This is a genomic window from Duganella sp. CF402 (assembly GCF_900109645.1).
Taxonomy (GTDB): Bacteria; Pseudomonadota; Gammaproteobacteria; order Burkholderiales; family Burkholderiaceae_D; genus Rugamonas.
On the sequence record NZ_FOBG01000001.1, the window covers coordinates 2,764,817 to 2,776,368 of the forward strand.

Consider the following 11,552-nt stretch of genomic DNA (forward strand, 5'->3'; position numbering starts at 1 on the left):
GTCCGGTTCCGCTGGACGTCACCTCCCTCGCTGGCTAACATGGATAGATGGAAGCCAGAATCGTCAAACTTGAAGACTCCTCTACAGCCATCCGTGAACGGTTGGCTAATATCGAGGCACGCTTGGACCAAACCGCGACCAAGGCCGATCTTGCCGCACTGGAGGCCCGGATGCAGAAGGGCTTCGCCGACGTCATCAAGTGGATCATCGGCATCACCATCGTGCTGACCGCTACCTCAGTGACGGTAATGACTTTCGTACTCAACAACGCCACGCCCAAGGCCCCGCCTCCCGCCCTGCAGCCCATCGTGATCTACGCCCAACCATCGCCATCCAAGTAACGTTTGCTTACATCTCGCTAACTTAACCCAACGCAGCGCCGTTCTACACTTGCCTTGTCTTATTTTTCGGCAATGGAGCGTTCTATGCGCCGCGCATTTACCCTGATGTTGTTCCTGTCCCTGCTGCAAGGCGCACTCGCCTGGGCGGCGCTGGGCAGCGCGCCATCCAATTTCGGCACCGCCACCACGCAAACCCGGCAAGCCAGCCGCCTCGCCGCCACAGCAGCCGCAGCCGCCAGCGAAGCGATCTACACCGTCACCCAGTCCACGTTGGACAGCGGCACCGTGGTGCGCGAATACAGCGACAGCAATGGCGCGGTGTTTGCCGTCAGCTGGAAAGGTCCCACCCTGCCCGACTTGCGCACGCTGCTGGGCGACAAATTCACCGTCATGACCAGCAACGCCGCCAAGCGGCCCAAGGCCGGCCACTCGCAACTGGCGGTCGAGCAGTCCGATGTGGTGATCATCTCCAACGGCCACATGCGCGCGTTCGCCGGCCAGGCCTGGATTCCTGGCGCGCTGCCCGCCGGCTTTGACACCAGCACCATCGAATAAGGCGTCCCATATGAAATACCCTCAACTGGCCAGCGCACTGCTGTGCCTGGCGCTGGCGGCGTGCGGCGGCGGCAGCGGCTCGTCCACGACGACCAGCACCACCACCTCGACCGAAGCGATGGCCATGCCCACGCCGGTGGTCAGCATCAGCGCCTCGCCGACCGCCACCACCAGCGGCCAGGTCATCACCTTGACGTGGAGCGTCAGCAATGCGCCATCCAGCGGCTGCACCGCTTCCGGCGCCTGGAGCGGCACGGTGGCCAGCAGCGGCACGCAAGCGGTCACCGCCGGCGAGGCCGGCACCGCCAACTACACCCTGACTTGCGGCAGCGCCAGCAGCACCGCCGTGGTGACGGTCGCCACGCCGCCGCCTTCGCCCAGCGTCAGCCTGACGCTGGCGCCGGCCAACATCACCACCGCCCAAAGCACGGCGCTGAGCTGGTCCTCGGCCAACGCCACCAGCTGCAGCGCCAGCGGCGCGTGGAGCGGCACCAAGGCCACTTCCGGCGCGGTGACCATCACGCCGGCCGCAACCGGCAGCTACACCTACAGCCTGGCGTGCACCGGCGATGGCGGAACAGCCAATGGCAGCGCCGCGCTCAGCGTGACGGCGGCGCTCAGCAACAGCACCGCCATCCTGGTCGACAGCGGCCCGAGCGGCGTCAGCGGCGTGATCAACGTGCCGTATGTGAGCGTGACCGTGTGCCGGCCCGGCACCAGCACCTGCCAGACCATCGACCACGTGCTGCTCGACACCGGCTCCTACGGCCTGCGCCTGCTGGCGAGCCAGCTCAGCAGCACGCTGGCGCTGCCGGCCGTCGCCACCGCCTCCGGCGACGACGCCGGCGAATGCGGCAAGTTCATCAGCGGTTATACCTGGGGTGCGGTGCGCCAGGCCGACGTCAAGATCGCCGACGAAGTGGCGTCCGGCATTTCGGTGCAAGTGATCGGCGACAGCGGCGCCAGCTACAGCAGCACGCCGTCCAGCTGCAGCAGCGCCGGCAGCAACCTCGGCACGCTGTCGGCGATCGGCGCCAAGGGCATCCTCGGAGTCGGCATGTTCAAGCAGGACTGCGGCACCGCCTGCGCCAACGCGGCCATCAGCGGCGTGTACTACGCCTGCGCCAGCGGCAGCTGCAGCGCCAGCGCCATGCCGCTGGCCAGGCAGATCAGCAATCCGGTGGCCTCGTTCGCGGTCAACAACAATGGCTTGCTGATTACCATGCCGAGCGTGGGCACGGCCGGCCTGACCTCGGTGAGCGGCACGCTGGTGTTCGGCGTCAACACGCAGAGCAACAACACCATCGCCGGCGAGACCATCTTCAAGGCCAACAGCAGCGGCGACTTCAGCACCACCTACAAGGGCAAGACCTACAGCGCCAGCTTCATCGACAGCGGCTCCAACGGCTATTTCTTCACCGACAGCACCATCCGCCAGTGCTCGGGCGGCGACTTCTACTGCCCGGCCTCGACGCTGTCGCTGACGGCCACCAACAGCGCGGCCGACGGCAGCGCCAGCGGCACGGTCGACTTCAACGTGGTGAACCTGGTGAGCCTGGCCTCGACCATCACGGCGGCGCAGGTGGGCGGCACGGTGGCCAGCAGCAGCGCGTCCGGCAACTACGTCGACTGGGGCATGCCCTTCTTCTACGGCCGCCGCGTGTTCGTGGTGATGGAAGACGCCACCGTGGCCGGCAAGGCCGGGCCGTACTGGGCGTATTGATTGCGCCATGTCACGGCGCTGTCACCAAACCTCGTTAAAGTCGCAACCTTGAATTTTTCTCTTCTTCGAGGTTGCGATGAACAAAAATCTGGTGATACTGGCCGCCATGAGCGCCGCCGGTCTGGTAGGCTGCGGCGCCGACAACGCGCAAGGTCCGGCGATCCCGGAGGGCACTACCGTCACGCTGGCACTGCTGGAAACCACCGACATCCACGCCAACGTGATGAGCTACAACTACTACTCGCTGGCGGAGGACACCAGTCTCGGCCTCGAACGCACGGCCGCGCTGGTCAAGGCCGCGCGCGCCGAGAATCCGAACAATGTGCTGCTGGACGACGGCGACACCATCCAGGGCACGCTGCTGGGCGACCTGCAAGCTGTCACCAAACCGATTCCGTGCAGTGAGACAATGGCCGTGCACAAGGTCATGAACGCCATGAAGTTCGACGGCGGCGGCTTCGGCAACCACGAATTCAACTACGGCTTGCCACTGTTGAGCCAGATCACCAATACCGACTTCGGCATCCCCGGCGTGAGCAAGCCGAGCGGCACATGCGGCGCGCCCGCCTTCCCGCTGGTGCTGACCAATGTCACCGGCGTGGCCAGCGGCAAGCCCATCGTGCAGCCCTACACCCTGCTGCCGCGCACCTTCAGCGCGGCGCTGCCGGATGGGAACAAGCTGGACGTCAAGCTCAACATCGGCATCATGAGCTTCGTGCCGCCGCAAATCCTGGAATGGGATCAGAAGAACCTGGCTGGCAAGGTCGCCATTACCGGCGTGCAGGAAGCGGCCAAGCAGTACGTGCCGGAGATGCGCAGCAAAGGTGCGGACCTGGTGGTGGCGCTGTCGCACGGCGGCCTTGACCCGAGCAGCTACAGCCCGAAAATGGAAAACGGTTCCTACCACCTGACCAGCACCGGCATCGATGCGCTGCTGATCGGCCACTCGCACCTGATCTTCCCGAAGGGTAAAGAGACCGGCGCGGCGGCGCTCGATCCATCGTTCGCCGCCTTCCCGGCCAGCGCCAGGATCGACGCTGTCAACGGCTTCGTCAACGGCGTGCCGACCGTGATGGCGCAGAGCTGGGGCCGCCGTCTCGGCATCATCAAGCTGACGCTGGCCTACACCGGCGGCAAGTGGGTGGTGCAGCCGGCCAAGACGACGGTGGAATCGCGCGGCTTCAAATACACCGACGGCGCCACCAACATCGCCGCCGACAGCAGCGTGGCGCCGCTGGTCGCCAGCGAGCATGCGGCCACCATCGCCTACGCCAGGCAGCCGCTGGGCGTGAGCACCGACTTTGAAATGTCGTCCTACTTCGCGCTGGCCGGCGACGTCAGCGCGATCCAGCTGGTGAACCAGGCGCAGCTGGCCTACGTGAAGAATTTCATCGCCACCAGTACCGACGCCACCATCGCCAGCTACAAGAACATCCCGGTGATTTCGTGCAGCGCGCCGTTCAAGGCCGGCCGCAACGGCGCCAGCGACTTCACCGACGTGGCGCCGGGCGCCAGCACGGCAGCGCCGGTGGGCCTGCAAGTGCGCAATCCGGGCGACCTGTACCTGTACTCGAACAACAATCTGCAAGCGGTGAAGATCAAGGGTTCCGACCTGAAGGCGTGGCTGGAAACGGCCGCCAAACAGTTCGGCCAGATCGATCCGGCCAAGACCAGCGAGCAGGATCTGGTGCCGTCCTATGGCACCATCTACAACTACGACGTGTTCTATGCGGAAGACAACGCGCTGACCTACCAGATTGACGTGACCAAGCCGGCCGGCAGCCGCATAGTCAACCTCAGCTACAAAGGCAAGGCGGTGGCCGACGGCGACGACTTCATCGTCGCCACCAACGACTACCGCGCCGGCGGCGGCGGTGCGGTGCCGGGCATCGACGGCAGCAAGACCATCATCAAGTCGCCGGACGCCAACCAGACCGTGGTCAGCAACTACCTGTCGGCGCAAGGCGCGGCCAGCGGCAAGGTCACGCTGGCCAGCAACGGCAGCGCGCGCAGCTGGAGCTTCGTCAAGGTGGCGACGGCCGGCCCGGTGATCCTGCGTTCGGCGCCGGGCCATCTGGCGCTGGCCAGGAGCAGCGGCATCACGGCGGTGACGGCCGAAGGCGGCCTGGACGCCAGCGGCTTTGCCAAGTACACCATCGACCTGAGCAAATAACATGCGCGCCTTGATTCCGCTGCTGGCCTCGGCCCTGCTGTTCGGCTGCCAGCTCCAGCACGAAAAGCCGACCTCGGCGCAGATCGAGGTCATCGGCATGAAGGCCAGGCAGGAAGCCGATCCCCATGCCGAGCGCAAGCTGATGGCCTGGGCGGAACAGCACCTGCCGGTGGCGCAGCGCGAGCTGGCCATCCTCTACCAGTCGAGGCCGAAGCAGCGCGACGATGCGCTCAAATGGTTCGGGCAGGCGGCGCGCGGCGGCGATACCGAAGCCGCGTTCCAGCTCGCTGAAATGCTGCGCGTCGGCGTGCCGGGCGTGCCGCCGGCGCCGGCGGCCGCAGCACCGTGGTACGCCAGCGCCGCCCAGCATCGGCATGCGAAAGCGGCGCTGGCGCTGGGCCTGCTCTACAAGAACGGCAACGGCGTGCCGCACGACGACGCACAGGCGGCAAACTGGCTGGCGCAAGCCGCCGGGCTGGGCAATGCGCACGCCATGTTCCTGCTTTCCAACATCTACGATCAAGGACTGGGCGTGGCGCAAGACCGCGTCCAAGGCCGACGGATGCTGGAGGAAGCCGCCGAGCACGAATACCCGCCGGCATTGCAAGAGTTGGCTATGACGGTCCAACAAAACGATCCCCTGCGCGCCGGCCACCTGATGAAGGAAGCGAGCGAACACCGGCGCAACAACTGGAATCGCTTTTAGCTGGCATGCGCAAGCGTGGGACGCCGCACAGACCACGCCATGCACGGCTCCTAGACTGGCCTGGCAGTCCCCGTCAGTCCATTAGCCACGCAAGGAGCCAATATGAGTACCACGTCCCAAACATCGGGCAAGATGCCCAAGCCTATTCCCACCGCCACCGGACCGCAAGACGCGATCACCCTGCTGACCGAGGACCACGAACACGTCAAGTCGCTGTTCGAGCAATACGAAGAACTGGGTGACCGCGCCCACGTCAGCAAGCACAAGCTGGCGCTGCAAATTTGCGAAGAGCTGACCAAGCACGCCACCGCCGAGGAAGAGATTTTCTACCCGGCCGTGCGCGCGGCCACCAAGGACGACGATATGCTTGATGAAGCCGTGGTCGAACACGCCTCGGCCAAGGATTTGATCGCGCAAATCATCAGCGCCGATCCCGGCGAAGAGCTGTTCGACGCCAAGGTCAAAGTGCTGGGCGAGCTGATCGACCATCACGTCAAGGAAGAAGAAGGCGAGATGTTCCCGAAAGCGCGCAAGGCCAAGCTGGACCTGCTGGCGCTGGGCCAGGCCATCGCCGCCCGCAAGGAGGAAATCGAGCTGCCGCCGACCGCTATTTAACGGCCAGCCGCGCCATTTCGCGCTGCATATTGTCGATGGCGCGCTCGTTGTACTGGTCGGCAAAGTAGGTATCGCCGAACAGCTGCCCGGCCTGCGCCTTGCGGCACAAGTGCGCCAGCGCACCACCGCGTTGCTCGCAGTATTTGGCGTCGGCCAGGTGGATGTATTCCTGCCGGATGGCGCGCGCATAGTTCTGGTACACCTCGTCATCCTGTCCCAGAATGGCCAGGTCCACGCACAGCAGGATATCTTTCAGGCGGTGCGTGATCGAGGCTTCCTGGAAGTGGTCGGTGGCGCGGATCAGCTCTGCCGCATCGGCCATGTCCTGCCCCAGGTGGCTACCAAGCCACAGTTGCGCGCTGGCTTCCTCATTGGTTAGCGCATCCGGGTCGGCATTGTAGCCGTAATCGGCGTCGTGGAACCAGAATGCCTGCTTGACGATGTCCACATCGGCCGGGTCCGGCCGCGTATTGGCGGCCCACACGCGGATTTCGCACAGGCCGTGCACCAGATGGTCGAGGTTGTGATAGTGGCGCGCCGGGCCGCCGTAGGCGGTCGGCCCGGTCAGCTGCACGAACCACTGGTCGGCGTGGGCGATGGCGGTGGCGTCGCGGTGCTCGTAGTCCCACAGGGCTTCCCACTCGCGGCGCAGCCAGCCCAGCACCCACGCATGGTAGGCCGGACCCGGCACGAATTTCTTCATGATCCAGTTCCAGCCGATCGGCCCTTCCAGCGCCTTGACGAACGAGGAGCTCACCGAGCCGAGGTCGCGCGGCGGCATCACGAACACTGTCTTGGCGCCCTGCAGCACGTCGACGTTGGTTTGCTGGATCAGGTTTTCGTAGTCGAAATCGGCGGTGGTGCGGATGCCGCGGATCAGGCATTCCACGCCCTGCTTCTTGGCCGCGCGCGCGGTGTAGTCGCCGCGCACGATCACCACCGAGACATTGTCCCAGCCCTGCTCGGCGCAGCTGAGGGCGATGATGCTCTTGCGCTCCTCGGCCGTGAAACGCGGCTTCTTGGCCGGATTCTCGGACAGGAACACCACCACCTCGTCCGCCAGCGAACGGGCTTCGTTGATCACCCACATATGACCGTTGGTGATCGGGTCCAGGGTTCCCGAAAAGCCGATTTTCTTCATGCACCGCTCCAGCACCGTGTTAAAACGGCATTTTAAGCTGGAGTGGCCTTGCTAGTCTCGGGAAAATCGACGTTGACCTGCAAACCGCCCAGCCGTTCGGACTGGGCCAGCGTCAGCACGCCGCCGTGGCGCTCGGCAATCGACTGCACGATGGCCATGCCCAGGCCGCTGCCGCCGGCCGGGCTGCCGGGCACGCGGTAGAAGCGGCTGAACACGCGCTCGCGCTCTTCCGGCGGGATGCCGGGGCCGGAATCCTCCACGCTCAGCAGCACGCGCGGCTTGGCGTTTTTTGTGGCGGCGACGCTACGCCGCAGCGTCACATCGACCGTGCCGCCGGCCGGCGTGTACTTGATGGCGTTGTCGACCAGGTTGCGCAGCAGGATGATCAGGGCGTCCTGCTGGCCGGCCACCACCACCTCGTCCGCGTGGTGCAGGCCGAGGTCGATCTGGCGCGCCTGCGCCAGGCCGTTCATATCGCCCAGCACGCGCTTGACCAGCTCGCCCAACTGCACCGGCTCCAGCTTGATCTCTTCGATGCCGCCCTCCTGCCGCGCCAGCACCAGCAACTGCTCGACCAGCCGGGTGGCGCGCTCGATGCCGGCCGTCACGCGCGACACCGCCACCTTGCGCGCCGCCTCGTCCGGCGCGCGCTCCAGGCTGAGGACCTGCAATTTCAACGCCGCCAGCGGCGTGCGCAACTCGTGCGCCGCGTCGGCCACGAAATGCTGCTGGGCCTCGAACGCGGTGCGCACCCGCACGAACAGCAGGTTCAGCTCCTGCACCAGCGGCAGCACTTCATCGGGCAAATCGTTTTCCGACACCGGCGACAGGTCGTCGGCCTGGCGCGCCGCCACCTGGCGCTTGACGCGCGACACCGGCGCCAGCGAGCCGGACACCACCCACCACACCACCAGCATCAGCACCGGCGCCATCACGGCGATCGGGCCGACGGTGCGCAGCGCCAGCGTGCCGGCCATGCGCTGGCGCACCGCCATGTCCTGCGCCACCTGCACGGTCTGGTTGGAGGTCTGCACCGAGAACACCCGGTAGGTGGTCTTGTTGACCTTGACGTTGGAAAAGCCCAGCACCGCCCGCTGCGGCAAGGCCGCGCGCGACAGCGAACGGAACACCTGGGCACCGTCCGGGGTCCAGACCTGCACCACCAGGTCGTCGTTTTCGGGGTCGGCCGCCGTGTCGGCGGCCTTGTTGGTCAGCGTGGCGCTGGAACGCAGCGACATCGCCATTTGCTGCATGTGATAGTCGAAGATCTGGTCGGCGTCGTTGAGCGCGCTGCGGTAGGCGATCATGGCCTGCGCCATCGCCGCCATCGTGATGGCGGCCAGCAGGAACCACAGCAGGCGGCCGCGCAGCGAGTGCGTCACCACCGGCACCCGGGGCAACGACGGCAGCGACGGCATCTTCACCTTCATAGTTTGGGAACCATGTAGCCCAGGCCGCGCACGTTCTGGATCAGCTCCGCGCCCAGCTTTTTACGCAAGCCGTGGATGTACACCTCCACCGCGTTGCTGTTGACTTCATCCTTCCAGCTGTACAGTTTTTCTTCCAGCTGATGGCGCGACAGGACGATGCCGGGGCGCGCGATCAGCGCTTCCAGCACCGCCCATTCGCGCGCCGACAGGCTGACCGGCTTGCCGTCGGCGATTACTTCGCGCGTCTGCGGATTGACGGTGACGTTGCCGTGCTCGAACACCGGCTCGGCGCGGCCGGCCGCGCGGCGCAGCAAGGCGCGGATGCGGGCCAGCAGTTCGTCGAGGTCGTAGGGCTTGAGCACGTAATCGTCGGCGCCGGCGTCGAGGCCGGCGACGCGCTGCTCCTTGGCGTCGCGCGCGGTGGCGATCAGCACCGGCGTGAGTTCCTTGCGCAGGCGCATCGAACGCAGCACCTCCAGGCCGTCCTTGCGCGGCAGGCCCAGATCCAGCAAGACCAGGTCGTAGGTCTGGGTTTGCAGCGCGGTGTCGGCCATGTCGCCGTCTTTGACCCAGTCGACGGCGTAGTGCTCGGCCCGCAGGAGGTCCAGCACGACTTCGCCGATCATGGTGTCGTCTTCTACCAGCAGAAGTCGCATATTATTGTTTTCCTTGTTGTGTTGCCTCAGCCCAAACGGACCGGTATGAAGATTTTATCGTCGCCGCGCTGGATCAGCAATGCCACCGACTTGCCGGCCTTGCCCACCACCTCGCGCACCTGGTCGACGCTGTTGACCGGACGGCCATTCACCGACAGTAACACATCGCCCGGCTGCACCCCGGCGCTGGCGGCGGCGCCGCCGGCGTCCTGGATCAGCAGGCCGCTGCCGATGCCGGCTTCACGCCGTTCGGCCGCGTCCAGCTGGCGCAGCGACAGGCCGAGACGCAGCTTGGCGCTGGCCTGGTCGACCGGGCCGTCGTCATCCTGCGCGGCCACCTTGTCCTTGGCGTTGCCCAGGGTGGCGGTCAGCTGCACCGGCTTGCCCTGGCGCCAGACGTCCAGCGTGACTTTCTCGCCCGGCGTCGACAGACCGACCATCGACGGCAGGTCGACCGAGCTGACGATCTTCTGGCCGTTCAGGGCGCGGATCACGTCGCCGGCTTTCAGGCCGGCCTTGTCGGCCGGGCCGCCGCGCTCGACGTTGGAGATCAGCGCGCCTTCCGGCGTTTCCAGGTTGAAGGAATCGGCAAAGCTCTGGTTCACTTCCTGCGCCGTCACGCCCAGCTTGGCGTGCACCACCTTGCCGGTGGCGACGATCTGGTTCTTGATCTTGTTGGCCACATCGATCGGGATGGCAAACGACAAGCCCTGGTAGCCGCCGGTCTGGCTGTAGATCTGCGAGTTAATGCCGACCACCTCGCCGCGCGTGTTGAACAGCGGGCCGCCCGAGTTGCCGGGATTGACCGCGACGTCGGTCTGGATGAAGGGCACGTTGCCATCCGGCAGCGAACGGCCCTTGGCGCTGACCACGCCGGCGGTGACGGTGTTATCGAGGCCGTACGGCGAGCCGATCGCCAGCACCCATTCGCCCACTTTCAAATCGTTGGCCTTGGCCAGCGGCACCACCGGCAGGTTCTTGGCGTCGATCTTCAGCACGGCGACGTCGCTTTGCGGGTCGGAACCCAGCACCTTGGCGCGGAATTCGCGGCGGTCGGTCAGCTTGACCACCACCTCGCTGGCGTCGCGCACCACGTGCGCATTGGTCAGGATGATGCCGTCCGGGCTGATGATGAAGCCGGAGCCGAGGCCATGCGTCGGCTGGGCGCGCTGGCCGCGCTGGCCCTGCGGGCCTTGCTGGAAGCGGCGGAAGAATTCATAGAAAGGATCGTCGGCAAACGGATCGTCGCGGCCCTGCGGACCGTTGTAAGCGGTCTTGGTGCTGCCGGTGACGCTGATGTTAACCACGGCCGGACCGTTGTGCGAGACGATCACGCTGAAGTCGGGCAGCGAGATGGCAGGTGCGGCGACCGGAACCGGCGACGCAGCCGGCGCCACTGCGGCAGCGACCGGCGGGGCGGCCACTGCGGCATTTTGTTTGACAGCGACGGCACCGCCCAGGCCGACCACGCCCATGACGGCGACGGCAACAGCGGCACGCTTGAGAGTAGAGTTGGACATAACGGTTCTCCTATGCAAATGAGGACTTTAGATGTATCCAATATGAGGCTAAAAACTTAGGCCCTACTTAATCAAAAAAGCTGCTTACAAACCTCTATACAAACGTAAAACTGGCCGGATAAACCGGCCAGTTGTCGTTACTACATCAGAGCAGGATCAGGCTGCGCGCTGCTCCAGTGCGGTCACGTTGTCGCCACCGTCGATGACGATTTTGCGCGGCTTCAGCGCTTCCGGAATTTCACGCACCAGTTCGATGGTGAGCATGCCGTTGTCGAAGCTGGCGCCGGTCACTTTGACGTGGTTGGCCAGCTGGAAGCGCTGCTCGAAATCGCGCGCCGCGATGCCGCGGTGCAGGTAGGTGCGCTCGCTGACGTCCTTCTGCTTGCGGCCCACCACGGTCAGCGCATCGCGCTCGAAGGTGATGTCGATTTCCGAGCGGTTGAAGCCGGCCAGCGCCATCACGATGCGGTACTGGTCATCGGAGACCAGCTCGATGTTGTATGGGGGATAGCTTGGGGTGTCGTTGCGCTGGGCGTCGTTGAGCAGTTGTGCCAGACGATCGAAGCCGATGGCGGAACGGTACAGAGGGGCGAGGTCGAAAGTACGCATGATAAATATCCTTTTCAAGTTAAGCGATATGGAAGTTGGCGGCCCCCACAATCAGGCAACCGCTGATCCCCATATAGGTCGCG

The 11,552-nt window shown here is 65.3% G+C and carries 11 protein-coding genes; 6 read left to right on the top strand and 5 right to left on the bottom strand.

Translation table 11 applies throughout. The features are described from left to right. Positions 1-122: 122 nt before the first annotated feature. The 6 genes from BMZ70_RS12390 to BMZ70_RS12415 all read left to right on the top strand — a co-directional run bounded on the left by BMZ70_RS12390 (position 123) and on the right by BMZ70_RS12415 (position 6,113). Complete coding sequence (locus tag BMZ70_RS12390) at positions 123-341, top strand: hypothetical protein (protein ID WP_130300785.1); 219 nt, start codon at positions 123-125, stop codon at positions 339-341. A gap of 84 nt (positions 342-425) precedes the next feature. After that, positions 426-896, top strand: a complete 471-nt coding sequence (locus BMZ70_RS12395; protein ID WP_092274350.1) for a DUF2844 domain-containing protein — start codon at positions 426-428, stop codon at positions 894-896. A gap of 10 nt (positions 897-906) precedes the next feature. Further along, a complete protein-coding gene (locus BMZ70_RS12400) occupies positions 907-2,619 on the top strand; it encodes a DUF3443 family protein (RefSeq protein ID WP_092274353.1) in 1,713 nt (570 codons plus the stop codon). A 76-nt stretch (positions 2,620-2,695) separates the two neighbouring features. Further along, positions 2,696-4,792 carry a bifunctional 2',3'-cyclic-nucleotide 2'-phosphodiesterase/3'-nucleotidase gene (locus BMZ70_RS12405; protein ID WP_092274356.1) on the top strand — a complete coding sequence of 699 codons (2,097 nt, stop codon included), beginning with the start codon at positions 2,696-2,698 and terminating at the stop codon, positions 4,790-4,792. A gap of 1 nt (position 4,793) precedes the next feature. Further along, on the top strand, positions 4,794-5,498 hold the full coding sequence (locus tag BMZ70_RS12410) for a tetratricopeptide repeat protein (protein ID WP_092274360.1): 705 nt from the start codon (positions 4,794-4,796) through the stop codon (positions 5,496-5,498). A gap of 102 nt (positions 5,499-5,600) precedes the next feature. Beyond that, complete coding sequence (locus BMZ70_RS12415) at positions 5,601-6,113, top strand: hemerythrin domain-containing protein (RefSeq protein WP_092274363.1); 513 nt, start codon at positions 5,601-5,603, stop codon at positions 6,111-6,113. Here the strand turns inward: BMZ70_RS12415 and coaD are convergent. The 5 genes from coaD to BMZ70_RS12440 form a co-directional block, all read right to left on the bottom strand. Then, positions 6,106-7,254: a pantetheine-phosphate adenylyltransferase gene (coaD, locus tag BMZ70_RS12420; RefSeq protein ID WP_092274365.1), complete on the bottom strand. Its 1,149-nt coding sequence runs from the start codon at positions 7,252-7,254 to the stop codon at positions 6,106-6,108. The genes BMZ70_RS12415 and coaD overlap by 8 nt on opposite strands. Before the next feature lie 32 nt (positions 7,255-7,286). Next, on the bottom strand, positions 7,287-8,684 hold the full coding sequence (locus tag BMZ70_RS12425; protein ID WP_092274368.1) for an ATP-binding protein: 1,398 nt from the start codon (positions 8,682-8,684) through the stop codon (positions 7,287-7,289). Then, a complete protein-coding gene (locus BMZ70_RS12430) occupies positions 8,681-9,340 on the bottom strand; it encodes a response regulator (protein ID WP_092274371.1) in 660 nt (219 codons plus the stop codon). Before BMZ70_RS12430 ends, BMZ70_RS12425 begins: the two co-directional genes overlap by 4 nt. 26 nt (positions 9,341-9,366) lie before the next feature. After that, positions 9,367-10,860, bottom strand: a complete 1,494-nt coding sequence (locus BMZ70_RS12435) for a Do family serine endopeptidase (protein WP_092274374.1) — start codon at positions 10,858-10,860, stop codon at positions 9,367-9,369. A gap of 156 nt (positions 10,861-11,016) precedes the next feature. After that, the gene (locus BMZ70_RS12440) at positions 11,017-11,469 is read right to left on the bottom strand and encodes an Hsp20 family protein (RefSeq protein ID WP_092274377.1); all 453 of its coding nucleotides are present in this window, start codon (positions 11,467-11,469) and stop codon (positions 11,017-11,019) included. Positions 11,470-11,552: the final 83 nt, after the last annotated feature.